Genomic DNA, 18,288 nt, shown 5'->3' with positions numbered 1-18,288 from the left:
CCAATTGACCGTACGACAATGAATGCTTGGGAAGATCAAAGAGTCGTAGATAAAGTTAACAGCTACGGTAAAAAGAAACTAGTCGTTTCTGGTCTATGGACAGAGGTGTGCGACTTGTCAGCCGTTCTTTCCGCGATCGATCAAGGATATGAAGTGTATATCGTAACCGATACTTCAGGCGGCGTATCGAAAGAAGCGCACGATATGGCGGTTGAGCGCATGATTCAAGCCGGCGCAACGCCAATCACTTGGGAGCAATACTTGCTAGAGCTGCAACGTGACTGGGCTCGTTCGGAAACTTACAAAGCGACAACAGATATTGCCAAAGAACACGGCGGCGCATACGGATTAGGCATTATTTACTCACAAGCTATGTTTGGCGGTAAAGAAGGACATTAATCGAAAGCTGATTGAAAATTCACGAAGCAACACTTTGCTTCGTGAATTTTTTCATCAAGTCAAGTGTATAGATCCCTATGCTAAGGGCAATTAAGCATAAACTCAAATATTCGGAGGAAATAAACTATATGAAGAAGAGCTTATTTGTAGTACTTTCTGCAACAATTGCGCTGTCGATGTTCTCTTCCGTCGCGTTCGGTAAAACATCAGCTGACTTCACGGATCTGAAAGATCTGGATACAGCGACAAAAGCGAAATTCGATACAATGATCAGCGCCGGCATATTTAATGGCGTAAGCGATACGGCATTTGGTCTTCATGATGAAATGAACCGTGCGCAATTCGCGAAAGTAGCAGCATTGATCATGGGTCTGGATATCAACAAAGACTTGAATACATCAAGCTTCACTGACGTTAGTATAGACGACAGAGCTAACGGCTATGCGCTCCCTTACATCGAAGCTTTGAAAGCTGCTGGTGTGACTGACGGTTATGGGGAAGGCACATATAACCCAGCAGGTAAAGTAACCAAAGAACAACTGGCTGCTTTCCTTGTTCGCGTACTGGGCAAAGATGCTGATGCCCAAGGCAAAACTTTCATGGATAAAACCGTTTCTGACTGGGCGCAAGGCTATGTAGCGCTCGCTCTTGAATTGAAACTATTCCCAACTGCTGAAGGTAGTTTCGGTGGTGTATCCAACGCGACTCGCGATCTACTCTTGCTTGGCGCCTATGAGGCGAAGCAACAACTGATGCCAGTCGGAGAACAAATGATTCACATTATGGACTTTGCATTTAGCAAAAAAGCCTTGACTGTGAAAGCTGGCACGAAAGTAACTTTCATGAACGAAGAAGATGTTCCGCACACTATCGTCAGCGATGGTCTATTCGACTCTAGTAAGGAAAACAGAGCTGGAATAAAAAAAGGAGAAAGCTATAGCTACACCTTTGATAAACCGGGTGTATACAAAGTCTACTGTACCTTTCATCCTTTTATGAATACCACAATAACTGTTAAGTGAGAGTGGAATCTATGAAAAAAACGCTGAAAATTGCAGCAGTCTTTTTATTAGGCTCCGTTCTGACAGGAAGTTCATACCTTCGGTCACAGGCTCCAGTTATGGCGGCCGGTCAGCTTGAGCAAAACTGGACATTCGACGATGTTGTCGAACAGATGCATAAGGATTGGATCGGCGGAACAGTGAAAAAGGAAGAAATGACCGGACAAGTTCGAGAGTTTAATATGCACATTGAAGAGATCGAACATGAATTGACCGATGGCGTTAAGATTAAAGCATGGGCATACGGTTTGGAAGGGCAGCCTGCCACTGTGCCAGGCCCTCAAATTCGCGTCAAAAAAGGCGATCTGGTCCGCATTGTGATCAAAAACAATTCGACACAGCCGCATTCTTTGCACCCTCACGGTATTACCAGTGTAGATATGCTGAATGACGGCGTTCCGCACATCACAGGGAATTACATTATGCCTGGGAAATCTTACACGTATGAGTTTGTAGCCAAAGAAGCAGGTACTCACTGGTATCACTGTCACGTACAAACATCTCTGCACCAGGATATGGGGATGTACGGATCTTTGGTTATTGATGACACCGAAAAGCCAAGCTGGGACAAAGAGTTTACCATGATGCTGGACGAGTGGGATACCCACCGCGACCCGTCAAAGGCCGCTGCAAAACCAACTTACAACTATTACTCCGTTAACGGCAAATCGGGTAATTCCGTTCCTGATATGGTGATCAAAGATGGTGAGATCGCCCGCGTTCGTCTGATCAACGCAGGCTTTGAATCCCATTCTATGCATCTTCACGGAACGCACTTCATCGTCATCGCGAAGGACGGTTACAAAGTGCCTCAGCCTTACAATATGGACACTGTGAATATCGCTCCTGGTGAAACCTACGACGTTCTTGTAAAAGGCCGGGACGGCGTATGGCCATGGCACGACCATAACTCCTTGGCCGCGACGGATGACGGCGTATACCCGGGCGGCATGCTGATGCATGTACGCGGTTCTGGCGATAACAAGTTCAACCCAGAAGCGAATCCGCCATTAATGCCAGTTGAAGGCCACATTCATGCTTCTGACGATCATGTGCTGACCACAAATGGCGATCCTTTGTTCATCAAAGAGAAAATGACTTACAACAGTGAAGAATGGCTCAATGCTTCCGCAGAACGCAGAGAAAAGATCCACGTTCAAAATATGGAATGGGGTCAATCCATCGGCGGCGTGTACAATGAAGCTTCCGGCACTTGGTCATTCCCTAGTAATGGCAGCACAGTCGTTCAGCAGCCTAGCGAGTCTCCAAACGGAGCCCAACCGCACCATCAACACAAAATGTAACTGTATGATAAAAGCATGACAAAAAGGGAGTGGATCCTTGTGCTTACCATTTTAAATAAAATTAATGAGCTTTCAAGAAAAGAAAAAGAAATTGGATTAACGGACATTGAAAAAGCAGAACAAGCAGATCTGCGTAAGGAATATCTTCAAATATTTCGTGGATCTATAGATAGTTTGCTCTTGAATTCTACAATTATTGATCCGAACGGTGATAATGTTACTCCAGAAAAATTAAAAAAAGAACAGGTTAAAATAGCTTCTAAATAAATGAATGATTTTCAAAGAGTCTCTTATATTACTAGAAAAATTCACGAAGCAATCATTGCTTCGTGAATTTTTTTGTAGTGATGGACAAGATTTCTCCTAGCACAGCTCGCCATACGAATGATCTTGTGCTTTTCCGCATCGATTCGCATCATGATTTGCTTCACTTTTTCAAGGAATAATGTGGAAGGATATTGGTAACAATACCTTAAAATAAGTAATAAGGTGGATCAAGTGTTTGATGGTCATGAGTTCTTCGAAAATTTCCACAAGTACAGCTTTAATGATCATCATCCTTTCGACAGGGCTCATGAATCATGTGATTGTACTTCCACTGCTGCTCGACCAAGCTGGGCGAGATGCTTGGATATCGGTACTAGTTGCCATCCCGCTAAATTTACTGTGGCTTGGTATTTTATACTACGTTATGCGAAAAACAGAGCAGCAATCATTGACACTGCTAATTAAACAACGATATGGGAACATAGCATATTTATTGATTGTGATTCCTTTGCTCCTCTTTTTCATGGCCGTTACTTTCATCACTTTGAAAGATATAACTTACATGCTCTCTACAAACTTCTTGCGTGTGACTCCGCGCTATGTAATTGCCATTTCAATAATGCTCCTATGTTCGTTAACAGCAAGGGCCGGCATTATTTCAATTTCGATATTGTCTGCATTAATACTACCTTTTGTATGTTTCTTTGGGATTCTAGTGATGACGGCAAACATACCGTATAAGCATTATTCTTGGGTTCTGCCTGTGTTGCAAAATGGCTGGGGACCGGTATGGAAAGGAAGCTTTTACCAAGCTGGTGGATATATCGAGATGCTGTTCCTCCTCCTTTTTCAGCAGCACATCAAGCATCAAGTCAAACTATGGCACTTGGTGTTGGTGGGATTGTGCCTTGCAGGGCTTACGCTTGGTCCGGCACTTGGAGCGATTACGGAATTTGGGCCGCAGCTCGCTGCGGATCAGAGATACCCGGCGTTTGAACAATGGCGGTTGGTGGAGATCGGAAAGTACATTGAACATTTGGACTTTTTATCCATATATCAATGGATGTCGGGAACGTTAATCCGAATCTCCATTTCATTGTTTCTGTGTATAGATGTCATGAATTTCAAATACAAACGTACTTCGAACGTCACGCTGTGGGTGATCACTTGCGCAATCTTGGTGCTTGTTATACTACCTATATCTGATATCAATTTCTATGCGATGGTAAAAAATCAGTATTTTACTGTGTTTGTACCGCTCATCATTTTTATCGCGCTTATTTTTCTGCTCGTAAGTTTCAGAGTCCAAACGAAGTCAAGGTGAGTTATTATGTCTGTCAGGATTCAAGAGCAAGATCTGCGTAATCTGTTCGCCTCTTGCGCAGATGTGCAGTTACAGACGCACAGATTCGGAATTGAGCCTCATGAAGAAAAAGTACTATTCCTGTTTTGTACGGGACTGGTTGATTCCATGCAGGTAAATCTATTAATTCCAACATTGGAGCAAAGCAACAGACTGCCTTTGATTCCTGTCTTACTTGAGGAGAATCAAAATGTCGTGTTGCAGCAAATTGTTCAAAAAGTTTTTGCGGGCGAATTGCTGCTTTATTTTGGACAGACAGAAGAGTTGTTCTCGCTAAACTTTTCCAAAGTTCCACAGCGCCAACCGGAGGAATCCGTATATGAAGTATCGGTGAAAGGTCCGCGAGACTCGTTTACAGAGTCCTTGGAAACCAATGTCGCTCTGCTTAGGAAACGAGTTCGGAGTACGACGCTGTGTAATGAATCGTTTGTGATTGGGAAACGAAGTCAAACCAAAGTATCGTTATTGTATTTGTCCGATGTGATAAACACTGAAGTGCTGGAAGAGGCACGAGCAAGGCTGAACTCCGTAGACGTTGACATCGTTAACGGTGTTTCCCCGCTAGAGGAATTGTTGGCTGACTCACCTTTCTCATTAGTGCCGTTAATAAGCTTCATTACACGCCCGGACTATGTTGTGGAGTCGTTGCAGCGAGGGCGCTTTAGTATATTGATCGACGGCGCTCCTGCCGCTTTAGTTGCGCCTGTAAACATCCTGTATTTAATCAAGTCTTCTGAAGACACTTACATGACGTTTTATTATGTAACGATTGAGCGCCTACTTAGGTATATCGGATTACTGATTGCGGCATTATTGCCCGGTTTTTACGTCAGTCTAGTTTCATATCATTTGGATCACCTTCCTTTTCACTTATTAGCAACCTTTACACTTAATAGCTATGGCATCCCAATTCCCCCGACAGCTCAAGTCATTCTCATGCTAATACTTTTTGAACTGCTCGCGGAGGCGGGGATGCGTTTGCCAAAAGCGGTTGGACCGACTGTGACCGTAGTCGGGGGACTCATCGTTGGTGATACGTTGATCCGATCCGGACTCATGCCGGCGAATGTTGTTGTCATCGTTGCGATCACATTGATGTCGCAGTTCGTGCTTGTTAACCAGGCTTTTGGAAGTTCGGTTATCTTTATGCGAGTCATTGTTTTGATTTCGTCAAGCGTGCTTGGTTTTGTTGGGTTTGTCGTAGCTAATTTCCTTATCCTGCTTTATCTTACGACTTTGAAATCATTTGGGATGCCTTTTATGGCTGATTGGGTAGATCCAAAGAAACTTGACTTGCTAAAATCCTACCTCATGCTTCCGAAACCGTTTCTCCGTAGAGCACCCAAGTTTCTAAAAACGAAAACAAAGCAAAAGCAGGGAGACGATTCTCAATGAGAACCATGGTTGGGCGTTTGCTTTTCTCAATATGTGTACTAGTAAGCATAACTGGTTGCTGGGATCATAAAGTCATGCAGGATATTTCCTATATCTCAGCACTCGGTATAGATTATGTAGATGATCAGTTTGTCGTATACACTCAGGTGATGGATTTTTCTACAGTTGGCAAAATGGAGGGCGCCAAAGGCGAACCTAACCTTTGGGTAAATAAAGGCGCTGGCTCGTCATTCGCACTGGCTTTTAATGATCTGTACAACAGCTCCCAGCAGCGAACTTTTGTTGGGCATAACATGACTGTGGTGTTCACGGATAAAGCATTGCAGAAGGATCTGGTTCAAACGATGGACACCTTTGAGCGATATACGGAGGCTCGATACACCCCCTTATTGTATACGACACTGGAACCTATCGGGGATTTGTTCTCACTTAAATCGATATTCCCCAGCACTCCCTTGATAACGCTGCTACACGCTCCAGAAGGCAACTATAAACAACATTCGATGATCCGGCCGATCAAGATGCTGGAATTTGCAGCACTTTATAGGGAACGTAGTGCTTCTATCAGTATTCCGACGCTTGCAATCGATAAAAAAAAGTGGAAAAAGGGCGAAAGTAAATTGCCAGTTATGACACAGAACGGAGCGATATTTATCCATCTTGGAAAGAAACCTCGCTGGATGTCCAAGGATGATCTTTTGGGAATGCGTTGGCTTGAAGAGAAAACTGCTCGCACACCGCTCACTTTGAATGATAATAAAGGACACATTAAAGCGCTTCTTCCCTGTGAGGATCCGAAGGTAAAAATCTCATCAGAAATCGCGTCTAACGGAGAGCCTGTATACAATATTCTGATTAAAGTTCGCGCAACTGTAAATCAGTTGAACGTCAAAATGACAATAGATCAACTCCGGTCTGAAGCCAGAGCAAGCATCGAGTCAGAGATTCGTTCGACTTTCGCGGCGGGACAGAAGAATAATGTAGATGTGTACCATCTTGAAGAAAATATGTTTCGCAAGCGGTACGAAGACTGGAAAAAGTTAACGACGGGGCAGGATTTCCCGATGTCGAAGGTGACCTTAGGTGACATTAAAGTGGATGTCGCGATTTCGGATGCAGGGAAGAAGAAATTAAAGTAAAGGAAAGTCTATTAAAATAGGAGGGACCTCAGTAATAACCTTCGATTTCCATTTCAAATATCATGGCAGATCAATCAGCATGAATTTTGTATCTTCGCTTGCAGGTAATTGAAGCGATGATACATCAGTTATACGAGCTGAATAGGGCATCCATTCTCAATGACTATAAAGTCCTGACCAGAGATTGTTTGTGGATAAGCTAAACAGGGAAGGCATGCAGCTGCAAAATGCTGGCGTTGCGGTTACCGAAAGAGGCGCTATTCAAGTTGATTCTAGGATGGCACAAAGCAGTGCGTCATCAATGAAGTGGAGTCTTCAGCTCAAAAGCCATCGGTTTTTCCGATGGCTTTTAGTACACTTATGGGCTGAATCTGAAACACAACAACAGCAGGACGCTGGTGTTATTGTGTTTATTACGCTTTCTTGATGATTTAGTAAGGTAGTGGCACCCTAGAAGGTACTGACTTTACTTGTATCCGGACACCAGCGGGAAGAGCGGTAATATCGGATCAAGATATCAACCGCTTCTTCCGTTCGCAGATGGGTGAGTGCTTCCGCTGCATAAGCTCTGACGTAACGGTCTTTGCTGTGAAGCGCTTGCTCCAAGGAGCGGACAGCTTCCTTCACATCGCCAGCATTACCGGTGCGCAGCAGTGAAAGTGCCGCAGTATATCCGAGCTTATTGGTAATGTATGGCTGATGGCTTGCATACGATTTTTTCGATTCCGTATTATTCGATTCTGAAGCATAGTCAGTTTCGTATCGTAGAGAATCCTTCAATACTTTCGCTAATGCCGAAATAACCTGTTCACCAGCATTCTTGATCATACCTAATGATTCAACCGCATTCCGGCGAACCCATTCGCTTTGATCCTCTAGGCTTGAGATCAGCGAGGGTACAACTTCACTCTCGGAAGATCCTATCATGCCGAGTACGAAAATCGCCAACGCCCTGCGCTTCTCATCCTCATGCTTCAGAACACGGAGAAGCTCGGGAATCGCCTCAATGCCAGCGCTTTGCAATCCGTATGCGGCCCGTACCGCTGTCAGGCTCGACCCCTCCGTTAATTGCCCAATTAGCACTTCAATCCCTTGTGCTCCAAGTTGCCCAAGCGCATAGGCTGCATTCAAAGCGGTAGGTTCCTCTTGATCGTTTAATAGAGGCCCAAGTGAGGGGGCGCAAGAAGCTGCTGCTGCTCCGATGCGTCCCAATTCGTCCGCTGCCCGCCCGCGACCGGTCGCATTTTCTGACTCAAGCTCTTGCCGTAATGCCAACAATCGCTCCTCGGTCGTTGTCGTGCTACCCTGCTTTGCCGCAGGTTCTCCGCGGAGCCAATCCCATACGTCTTGCCATAAATTCATATGGATAGCGGGTGTTCCTTCCGGTACAATCATTTCCCTGCTTTGATGATTCCAGCTCGGAAACTCTGGTGCGCTCAATCTGAGAAATTGAAACTTAAGCATATAACGATCTAGCTCTGATACATTAAGCGAAGCTTTATGCCACAGGTCGAAATGCACTAGCACCATAGTACCCGCCTTGCCTGTGGGCAGCAGCGTCTCACCTCGGTCGCCGATAAATTTTTCGTAGTATTGGGTACCTGGCATGATTGCAGTAGGCCCTAAATCTTCAGTAATATCGTGGGTGTAATAGAAAATCATCGCCCACCACGGTCGATGGGTGCGCATGGAAGACCAATAGCCGTCTTTGTGCCATTTTCCGCCGCCCGGCGTCTCATTTCCCGGTTGGTTGTAATGACAGTGGCGATGTGGATGCATGTAATAATCCGGACCAAGTACACTGCTTAAGGCTCCCTTGACGATCGGCGTATCGAACAGCTGCTGAATGTCCGGAACACGGGGCAGAATGTTGTTGCCAGGATTGCCTTCATTATGCATAACGTGATGGATCTGGTTCATGATGCTCAGATGAAGCGGTTGAGGAATATCGTTTCGAAGTACGAGATAGCCTTTGGTAATAAATTGCATCATTTGCTCATCTGTCAACAAATAATTGCTTTCTAACATTATAAATCCTCCTTAGATATCTTCTTCTTCACTTATAAATACTACAGTATTCGGCTTATTTTGTATTTGCAAAATCGTCAATTATTTGTACAATCGTCATATCAAATACTTTTAATTTTACGTATAAGGAGGTGATCGTGGATGGATTTCGCTGACTTACATCCTTACGTGTACTTTGCAACCCGGTACCCCTTCTCCAAAGGACAGGCTAGCAACAATCGGATCAGTTATGCCTCCTCACTATATTTGATCAGCGAGGGAAGAGGTGTCATTCACACAAGTGGTCGCACTTATGAAACGGCAGCCGGCTCTCTCGTGTACATACCAGCAGGGCAGCTCCACCATTGGGTTGCCGACAGTCGAGACCCAATGGTCCATGTATGCTGTTATTTCGATTGGTCATACATAGATCGTCGGGCCGAGTTCACCCACCCTAGCATGCTCTGTTTTGATGCAGCAACACTGGTTCCTACTCTGATCGGACCTGCATTTCCTTATTCTTTACCCGAGCATATGAAAGTGGAGAAGCTGCAGCTGTGGATCGATTTTTTCGAGAAGTTTTATACTGAAAATCACTATACAAACGAGCGGACATTCGTTCGCAGCTTAAAGGTCCAGAGCAGCTTTCAGCAGTTTATCGAGTTTTTTCTAACTTTTGCCCTGAAAGAGGAGCATATCCCCAATCTCCGCATGTCCAAGTTGCTCGAGCGATTGGATCAGGATCTGGTACAAGGCAATCTGCGGCCTTTGGAAATCTATTATAGAGAGCTACGCATAAGCCGTGGTTACTTTTTTGATTTGTTCAAACAGGCAACTGGATTGCCACCAACACAGTATGTCATCCAATTCAGGATCAATCGGGCGAAAGACGACCTTCTCTTTACGAATCTGAGCATTACCGAGATCGCAGACAAGCACGGATTTTCGTCATTGCATTATTTTTCGAAGCTCTTCAGTAAGTTAACCGGCCTATCACCACGGGAGTATCGAGAAGAGAACAGAGAAGGTCTATGACGAGATACATAACGTGGGGACAGGAAAGTTTTATGAAGGCAGACTTCATATTTATTATTAAACCCAATAAGCTTGTTAGAGATTTTAGAGTCACCTGGAGATTCATTAAAACAAGAATGGGAATCGAGGAATGGAACTACAAACAATCATTAAAGAATCTGTATCAGATGCTATTTATAAACATACAAGAGCATCTGTCTGCAAAGACAGGAAGACACTTGACTTCACATTACAACGGGTAACTATAGTTGAATAACATTAAAGAGCAGGTAGCGGTGGTACCTGCTTTTTGTTTATTAAACGGGCAGCATAATAAGCAGTACCTAAGAACTAAAGGATTATAAGATAAATTAAACGAATAGGTTAATGATAATGGATGTTACATAAGGAATTGATTATGTGGTAATAAACTGGCTTCTAATATTGTCAATCGGAGGAATCAGCTATGCTCGATTATACAAAGTGGAAAGTCGCAAATGACGCCAATTGGTACACAGACGATCCCATTTTGACCCGGTACGCAAAGCGTTATTTATCGGAAACCGTCATGCAATATGTTGAACACTCTTTTGTCGAGACTGGCCGCCTTGCTGCTGGACCGATTGATACACGTGCTGTACACACGGATCGTGATGGCGCACCGAAATTGATTCGCTACAATCGCAAGGGAGAAGAAATTAACGAGATTTGGTACAACGAAGGTTATCTGCAAACCGTGAAGGACGGTTACGGAACGGGAGTAGTCGCCTATCGATATGACCTAAATGCTCCTGAGACCCTTCCATTTTTCGTAAATAGTATTTTGCTGTATCTCCTCTGTGAAGCCGAGACTGGATTCGCCTGCCCAGTGACTCTGTCCCAGTCGGCGGCGTTCGTCCTTGAAAAGTTCGGATCTGAAGAGCAAAAGCGCACCTATTTATCGCGGCTAGCCTCGCTCAATTGGGATACTTTTGCCCAAGGAGCAACGTTTTTGACTGAAATTCAAGGCGGTTCTGATGTCGGTGCAACGGAAACGAAAGCGGTCAAGCAAGGAAATCACTACCTCCTCACAGGAGAAAAGTGGTTCGCCAGCAACTGTGACGCTGAAATCGCGATCACGTTGGCTCGCGTTTCCGACCAGCCGGGTACACGCGGACTCGGTTTGTTCTTGATGCCAAGGACACTGCCAGACGGAAACCGCAACCGTGTAACGATTCGCCGGCTCAAGGATAAATTAGGTGTGCGCGCGGTCGCCAGCGGTGAGCTCATCCTGAACAACGCAGTTGGCTATCTGATCGGTTCTGAATCGGAAGGATTTAAATACATGGCCGAGGCTTTAAACGTGTCGCGAATTGACACTGCCCTTGGCGGCCTAGCTGTTGCGCGTCGCGCCTTTCTCGAAGCCATGCTTTACGCACAGCAGCGGTCCGCATTCGGTCATCCAATCGTGAGCTACCCGATGGTTCAAGAAACGCTGGTTGATATCATAACAGAAATTGAAGCTGGATGGGCTGTCTCTGCTCAAATGATACGGCTGTTTGACCAAGTTCACACCTATGGCACTGGGACTGCAGCCGATACTACTGTTATGCGAATCTTATTGTCTTTAGCAAAGTATCGTTTAAGTGAACTTGGAGTGTCCGCAGCAAAGCAAGCGATGGAGATGCACGGGGGTAACGGTTATATTGAAGAGTACCCGCTGGCTCGACTGTTGCGCGATGCGCTCGTTAACCCCATCTGGGAAGGCTCCGCTAATGTGCAGGCGCTGGAAGTGCTAAAAAACTTGCAAAAAGGTGGCTCTCAGTCGTTTGTCGCAGCGCTGCAAAGCACACTTGCAAAGATTGAACGAGTAGAATTGCACGATCTTCGTGATGAACTCCACGGACATATACATCGCTTAAGTGAAATCCTAGCAGAATATGGGCAGTTTGATGGTTACCGTCAATCCGCTGGCATCAAGAAGTTGGTGAATTTGATGTATGACGTGTTTGCGGCTGTGCACTTGCTGGAAGAGAGCCAATATGACTTCATTCAGGAAGGGAATAGAAGGCGCGTTCGAATCCTCAGTCACTGGTTGAAGATGACCTTAAAATCCGAGGCGGATAGGGGGATACTCGATCTGGAAATATTCTCGCCAGAGGAGTTTCAAGCCATCACAGCGTTTGGACGGATATAGGAGGATGGTGAAGTGATTTATTTATCCATAGTGATTCTAATACTCTTATTTTATATAAGTTTCATCTTACCTACACAATGGTTAAAGATTGAGCAGATTAAACACTCTCTGAATCTAAATTTGAAAATCCTACAGATCAGTGATTTGCATGTAGAACGATTAAGAATAAGTCCATCGAAAATTACAACTATTATTCATCGCGAGAATCCAAATTATATTTTTATTACGGGTGATTTTACCAAACGCAGAAAAAGTCTCTCCAAACTAGAAATGTATCTAAAAGCATTGACTATATGTAACGTGCCAATTTATTGTGTACTCGGAAACCATGATTATCAGCAAAAAAACGTCAAGGATTTAATCAATCTACTAAGAAAATATGGTTTGCATTTATTAATTAATGAATCGGTACCTTTAGATCAATTTGAGCTAATTGGAATTGATGATTTTGATTCAGGCATGAGCAACATAGAAGCATCGTTCCAAACTGTTGATCACAGTAGAATTAAAGTCGTTATTACCCACGATCCTAACGTAGTCTTACAATTAAATAAAGACTATGACTTTTTAATGGCTGGGCATCTTCATGGTAAACAATTTAATATCCCGTATTTTTTTAGAATCAAAAATGCAGGTGATTTACCTAGGAGAGGAATATATAAAGGTCTTCATACTAATCAATATGGTACTTACTATATATCTAAGGGAATTGGACAGACGGGTATTAATGCAAGATTTCTAGTCAGAAGTGAGATAACAATGCACTATCTATAAGATTATTTTTATTTATGAATTATTATGATGAGACCTCTAAATAAGCCCCCGTTTGAGATTCATATTCCTTTGCAATTGCGAATACTATTTAGCTGCGGAATGCCGAATATAACTTCTACGTTTAAACAATAAGCTATTCTCGCTATCTGGAGGGAATTTCATGTCCTTATCAAATTTTCCAGAAATGAAAAGCCTCTTTCCAAATCCTGTGACTGAGATGCTGCGAACTTTACTGCTTGGCATTCAAGAAGCGATTGGCGACGAACTTGTTGGTGTTTATCTTCGTGGTTCACTCGCTTTAGGTGATTTCGACCCTATTACAAGCGATCTTGACTTTTTGGCTGTAACCAAACTTCCCGTTTCAGAAGAAAAGTTTGCTGTCCTGGACGCTCTTCATACCCGACTAGCTAAATTCTCGAACGTGTATGCCCAACAACTGGAAGGGGCGTACATCGACCATATCGCTCTGAAACGCTTCCGCGCAGGGGAACGGTATCCGACCATAGAGAGAGGAGATTTCTTAAGGTCGAGTGAACATCATGCCAACTGGATTTTAGAACGTTGGACTGTGCGCGAACACGGAATTACTCTCATCGGTCCCGACCCAAAAACTCTCATCGAACCGATTTCAGTGGACGAAATCCGCTTAGCTGTATCCGTTCGATTACGTGATTGGGCAGACTGGGCAAACCAATTGGACGACCCCGCATGGCGTCTTCCTCTCAGTCACAAAGCATATGTGGTGGAGACGATGTGTCGAGCCATGTACACGTTGATGTGTGGCGATGTATGCAGTAAACAATGTGCCGTTGCATGGGCGCTTGAAACTTTTCCCGAACAATGGCGTTCCTTAGTCGACCAGTCACGAGCATGGCGCACCGATACTACCCTTCCCGAACCCAATATCATATCTGAAGTAATGCGGTTCGTTCATTGGGTCTCTTCTAATGCAGGGCCTGCTGCACACGAATAACAAAGGAACCGCAGTCCTTCGGAAACCGATGGGAGCTTTTTCATGTCGAGTCAGCCAAATTCATTCAACTGCCATTCGTTCTGCAGCCGTTAAAATTTATCATTTTGAATTGTTCTGATATCTGATGTAGTTATTAAGTTGAGGAGAATCCTATGAATAAATGGATCGAAAATTCCCGTCAAAGGTGTTTGGAACAGGGGATGGATCCCGCGAAGATACCTACTCCGGGGTTTAAGTTGACAGCAATGCAACTTCAAGAAGAAAAGGACAAGTATAGGGATATCCTTGTTGTCACCAATTATTTTGCAGAAAAAATATTATCGTTCTTGTCAGGGACGCCTCATCTAATAGTTGTAAGCAATGACACTGGCTACATTTTAGATAATTATGGGGATAAGACGATGAAGTCGATGATAAATCAGCTAGGCATCCAAGATGGTATTAAATGTGATGAAGAATTTATGGGGACGAACGTGGTAGCTCTGGTACTTCAAGAACAAATGCCTATTCAAATTATTGGTGCGGAACACTACCATACGATGTTGGAAAATGCTGCTTGTTACTGCGTACCGTTCCATTTTACAAATTACCACAATCTGTCAGGCGCTATTTCAATCATGACTTCTGTTGAGCACCATAATCACACTTATTTAGCACTGCTTGCAAATATGGTTGACTCCATTGAACGAGAATTGTCACTACGCCTCACCAATCATAATCAAAACCTCATACAACAGCTTGTAGTCAATAATATGCGTAATGGTATCATCATGACTGATGAGAGAGGAATCATTACAGAATTTAATGCTTATGCTGAAAAAATAACGGGAAGAAATCGATTGAGTGTTACAGGCACACCGGTTTTTCCATTTGAACATTTTGGTAGCTATTTCTATCAAGCACTTAAATATCGTAAGCCATGTGAAAATATTGAGCTCACTTTTCGTTATTCATTAGATCAAGAGAATGTGTGTCTCTTTGATGTGCTGCCTATCCTAAATGAACGTGGTGAATTGCTTGGTGCATTCGCTCAGTTTCGCGATATCACAGATCGAGTAATCTTGGAGAGGCAATGGATTAACTCGGAAAAATTCTCGGCAATTGGGAAAATGGCAGCTGGATTAGCCCATGAGATTCGGAATCCATTAACATCAATTATTGGTTTTTTCCAGCTCCTACAGCAGTCAAATGATCAACAGAAATTTAAAAATTACGTTGGTTTAATTAATACGGAGCTTCAAAGTATGAAGCAGTTAGTCTCGGATTTTGTAGTCATGGCTAAGCCTAGTACCCCAGAGAGAAGAGCAATTGATATGAAGGAATTTTTGAAAGACACCATTCGCTTTATGGATAGTCAAGCCATTTTAAAAAACACATCAATTACTGCAATCTTCGATGACGAATTAACGATAGCGATGATTGACCCCTCTCAGATAAAACAAGTATTGGTTAACCTTCTTCAGAACGCAATCGAATCCATTGCAAAGAATGGATTTATTCAACTGTGTACTGAGTTAGATACTGACAATCAAGAATTTAAGATCATCATTGAAGATAATGGCGTGGGAATGACGAAGGCAGAACTTGATCAAATCCTGAATCCATTTTTTACAACAAAAGAAAATGGTGTAGGTCTTGGATTATCTATCTGCTACCGGATTATTGAAAATCACAAGGGAAACATAACAGCCACATCTCGTAAAGGATATGGAACACGGTTCGAGGTAACATTGCCGCTTGCTTAGGAGTTCCGAAGTATTGGAAGATGAAGCAATCGCTCGATGGGTACACGAGATATCACAAAAACGCAGTGACGCTGAATACGAACTTGTGGATATTGCAGATTTCAAATTACCGCTATAGGAATGAACCAAAGCCGCCTATATTGGGTCAATATACGAAGCCGCATACTTGGGCTTGGTCAGAAGCAATCAATTCGTAATAATCATGCCATATCCGGAGCTCTCAAAAACGCCATTGACTTTCTTTTAATGAATGGGAAGATAAGGCGGCAGTTTACGGATTTTGAAAACTATCGCATTCTGAAACCCGCACCTCATCAGGAACAGCCGCCAACACGCTGTTCGATCAAGTCGTCGTCTGGAGCGGTACATTAAAAGCTTTGCGTTAACACACCAAGCAACCCAATAAGAGCCGAGAAGCTGGATTGGGTTCGCCTGATCCAGCTTATTTGACAATAACGACCGATAAAGGACAGTAGCAGTCAAGTTATGAACTTATTTTAGGTTGTTAACCGGAGTGATTTTTCTGATATAAGAAAAAGGATTAGATGGATACGTCCTTCACTTGATCCTTTAAATGATGTTGTATAGATTGAGACTTTTGTCACAAAAGGATCTTTATGCTCTTGTACGATAGCTGGTTTTCTATAATGGAAGTCTGCTGAGTATTGCCCATCAAAGACATGGCTAAAAAAAGTTCTGCAATCATCGAATATCTGTCTATTGATAATGATTGGAAAAATTGAGTTCTGATCGTTCAGAGAGCAAGTGGAGGTTAGTCTAATAATTAATGGTGACATTCGGAAAATTACATTATTTGAAAGTGATGAGGGCTACTAAAGCTTATTTTTTCGATAAAATCACGAACGATTCTCTTGATTAATTCAGAAATCCTATGTATTATTAAGATAGTTAAAAAATGAATATGGGTCGATTATTGTTCTTGAAGGTGATTTCATGTCCCTACCAGATACTAATGAATACAAGAAGAAGCTATGTCACCTGTATAACGAGATCTCCAAAGAGTTGTTCGGGTTTGGTACTACATTACTGAAGGTATCGCTGGATCAGAATATCATTACTTTTCATGCAAAGCATCGCCGTTCACCGCGCTCCACTGCTTTAGAAGGTGAGGCACCCACGTTAAAACATGAGGTTGATTTTTATATGTCCTCGATTTACAAGAAGAGAATCCGGGAAAAACTGGAGCAAGAACTGGGTTTATCTATGGATGCGGTATTAAGGGATTATGATCCGCCGACGCAGTGGGCCATTACGAATATTATTCTAAAACAAACTGAATAGGCTAGTAGACGGTGTTTCTCTTTTGATCTATCTTAAGAGGAAACCGCATGTATACCAGCAGCTGTCTCTTTACATTGTTTACAATGAAAAGTGCTCTTGTTAGAAGATTCTTTCTATCAAGAGTGCTTTTCTTTTTTTCAAATTTGACAAGAGATTCACGATTCAAATCATACATTATAAATCTTGGGAGGACGATGAAAATGAAACAAAAAATGATTCGTGGTTTGCTTTCTTTATCTGTAGTAGGATTGGCCTTGACGGGATGCGGAACAGCGCCTGCAAAGGATCCGGGAAATACGAGTGCGGCTACAACAGCGCCTACAGCGGCACCTAAAGGGGAACCTACACAATTGGTCATTTCCACCTGGGGTTTTTCTGATGATTTCTTCAAGAAAGATGTCTATGCGCCGTTTGAAAAAGAGCATAATGTCAAAATCGTTCTGGAAATCGGAAACAACTCAGAACGTTTAAACAAAGTGAAACAAGGCAGTTCAAAAGTAGATATTATCTATTTATCAGACTACTACGCACAACAAGGAATTGAAGCGGGATTGTTCGAGAAGATCGACCGAAGTCGTATTCCGAATTTAAAAGATATTTACGATCTTGCCAAGGCACCACTGGGAGAAGATTACGGTCCTGCGTACACGATAGGTCGATTGGGTATTGCCTATAATCCGAAAACGGCCGGGAAAGAGATCAAATCGTGGAGCGATCTTTGGAGTCCAGAGCTCTCTAAGAAGCTGACATTGCCTAGCATTACGTCTACAACTGGCCCAATGGTCTTGGATGCTGCCTCTCTCGTTGCTGGAAGCACTACATTTAATGAGGATCAAGCTTTTGCAAAGGTTAAAGAGCTGAACAAAGGAGTTGTCAAATACTACGGTCAGACCTCTGAATTCGTTAACATGTTTGCACAAGGGGAGATTGCTGCCGGTCCGATCATGGAAGTGTATGTGAAGGATCTGAAAGCGGCTGTGCCAGAAACGAAGTTCATTTCCCCGCAAGAAGGGGCATATGCCGTCATGAATACGGTCAATGTCATCAAAGGAAGTAAAAATAAACAGCTTGCCGAAGATTTCATCAACTGGCATTTAAGCAAGGATGTCCAAGAGAAATCAGCTAAAGCGAAAGTGGATTCCCCTGTGAACACGACGCTTAAGCTTTCGGATGAAGAAGCTCAGGGGATTACCTATGGTGCTGATGTCGTGAGCAAGCTTCACAAATTGGATATGAAATTTGTCAATCAGAATCTTAAATCGTGGATTGACCGCTGGAACAAGGAAGTTGCAAAATAAATAAACATTCAAGGGTATATGATCGTGTATATACCCTTGGTTTCTTCATGAGGACTTAAAGGGGGTTTAGT

Annotated in this window: 17 protein-coding genes; 16 read left to right on the top strand and 1 reads right to left on the bottom strand. The window is 43.3% G+C overall.

Features of this window, described 5'->3' with window-relative positions; genetic code table 11:
• From BLT91_RS24205 to BLT91_RS24170, 8 genes are all read left to right on the top strand, one after another.
• A partial coding sequence (locus BLT91_RS24205; protein ID WP_141225071.1) for an isochorismatase family protein occupies positions 1-399 on the top strand: 399 nt, incomplete at its 5' end.
• A gap of 128 nt (positions 400-527) precedes the next feature.
• Positions 528-1,421, top strand: coding sequence for an S-layer homology domain-containing protein (locus BLT91_RS24200; RefSeq protein WP_090825809.1), 894 nt, complete (start codon positions 528-530; stop codon positions 1,419-1,421).
• Positions 1,422-1,432: 11 nt separating this feature from the next.
• A complete protein-coding gene (locus BLT91_RS24195; protein WP_090825805.1) occupies positions 1,433-2,764 on the top strand; it encodes a multicopper oxidase family protein in 1,332 nt (443 codons plus the stop codon).
• A 39-nt stretch (positions 2,765-2,803) separates the two neighbouring features.
• Entirely contained in the window at positions 2,804-3,031 is a 228-nt protein-coding gene (locus BLT91_RS24190; protein WP_090825802.1) for a DUF896 domain-containing protein, read from the top strand.
• 244 nt (positions 3,032-3,275) lie between these two features.
• Positions 3,276-4,355 carry a GerAB/ArcD/ProY family transporter gene (locus tag BLT91_RS24185; protein ID WP_217635274.1) on the top strand — a complete coding sequence of 360 codons (1,080 nt, stop codon included), beginning with the start codon at positions 3,276-3,278 and terminating at the stop codon, positions 4,353-4,355.
• Between the two features lie 6 nt (positions 4,356-4,361).
• Entirely contained in the window at positions 4,362-5,789 is a 1,428-nt protein-coding gene (locus BLT91_RS24180; RefSeq protein ID WP_090825796.1) for a spore germination protein, read from the top strand.
• A complete protein-coding gene (locus BLT91_RS24175; protein WP_090825792.1) occupies positions 5,786-6,928 on the top strand; it encodes a Ger(x)C family spore germination protein in 1,143 nt (380 codons plus the stop codon). Before BLT91_RS24180 ends, BLT91_RS24175 begins: the two co-directional genes overlap by 4 nt.
• Positions 6,929-7,118: 190 nt before the next feature.
• Positions 7,119-7,355 carry a hypothetical protein gene (locus BLT91_RS24170; protein WP_090825788.1) on the top strand — a complete coding sequence of 79 codons (237 nt, stop codon included), beginning with the start codon at positions 7,119-7,121 and terminating at the stop codon, positions 7,353-7,355.
• A gap of 23 nt (positions 7,356-7,378) precedes the next feature.
• Here the strand turns inward: BLT91_RS24170 and BLT91_RS24165 are convergent, their stop codons facing one another.
• Positions 7,379-8,956 carry a HEAT repeat domain-containing protein gene (locus BLT91_RS24165; protein ID WP_090825785.1) on the bottom strand — a complete coding sequence of 526 codons (1,578 nt, stop codon included), beginning with the start codon at positions 8,954-8,956 and terminating at the stop codon, positions 7,379-7,381.
• Between the two features lie 141 nt (positions 8,957-9,097).
• Between BLT91_RS24165 and BLT91_RS24160 the strand changes: the two genes are divergently transcribed.
• From BLT91_RS24160 to BLT91_RS24125, 8 genes are all read left to right on the top strand, one after another.
• Positions 9,098-9,970, top strand: a complete 873-nt coding sequence (locus BLT91_RS24160; protein WP_090825782.1) for an AraC family transcriptional regulator — start codon at positions 9,098-9,100, stop codon at positions 9,968-9,970.
• A 445-nt stretch (positions 9,971-10,415) separates the two neighbouring features.
• Complete coding sequence (locus tag BLT91_RS24150; RefSeq protein WP_090825775.1) at positions 10,416-12,125, top strand: acyl-CoA dehydrogenase family protein; 1,710 nt, start codon at positions 10,416-10,418, stop codon at positions 12,123-12,125.
• A gap of 12 nt (positions 12,126-12,137) precedes the next feature.
• A complete protein-coding gene (locus BLT91_RS24145) occupies positions 12,138-12,899 on the top strand; it encodes a metallophosphoesterase (RefSeq protein WP_090825772.1) in 762 nt (253 codons plus the stop codon).
• A gap of 160 nt (positions 12,900-13,059) precedes the next feature.
• Entirely contained in the window at positions 13,060-13,872 is an 813-nt protein-coding gene (locus BLT91_RS24140) for an aminoglycoside adenylyltransferase domain-containing protein (RefSeq protein WP_090825769.1), read from the top strand.
• Between the two features lie 152 nt (positions 13,873-14,024).
• Positions 14,025-15,617 (top strand): ATP-binding protein, encoded by a 1,593-nt coding sequence (locus BLT91_RS24135; RefSeq protein WP_090825766.1) that lies wholly within the window; start codon positions 14,025-14,027, stop codon positions 15,615-15,617.
• 120 nt (positions 15,618-15,737) lie between these two features.
• Positions 15,738-15,989, top strand: coding sequence for a hypothetical protein (locus BLT91_RS33160; protein WP_254777121.1), 252 nt, complete (start codon positions 15,738-15,740; stop codon positions 15,987-15,989).
• A gap of 582 nt (positions 15,990-16,571) precedes the next feature.
• On the top strand, positions 16,572-16,919 hold the full coding sequence (locus BLT91_RS24130) for a DUF2294 domain-containing protein (RefSeq protein ID WP_090825763.1): 348 nt from the start codon (positions 16,572-16,574) through the stop codon (positions 16,917-16,919).
• Between the two features lie 200 nt (positions 16,920-17,119).
• Positions 17,120-18,217 (top strand): ABC transporter substrate-binding protein, encoded by a 1,098-nt coding sequence (locus tag BLT91_RS24125; RefSeq protein WP_090825760.1) that lies wholly within the window; start codon positions 17,120-17,122, stop codon positions 18,215-18,217.
• The last annotated feature ends 71 nt before the right edge of the window (positions 18,218-18,288 follow it).

Origin of the sequence: Paenibacillus sp. yr247 (assembly GCF_900103825.1) — a bacterium.
GTDB lineage: Bacteria > Bacillota > Bacilli > Paenibacillales > NBRC-103111 > Paenibacillus_E.
The sequence above is the reverse complement of the archived record's forward strand: the minus strand, read 5'-3'. Positions and strand labels throughout refer to the sequence as shown.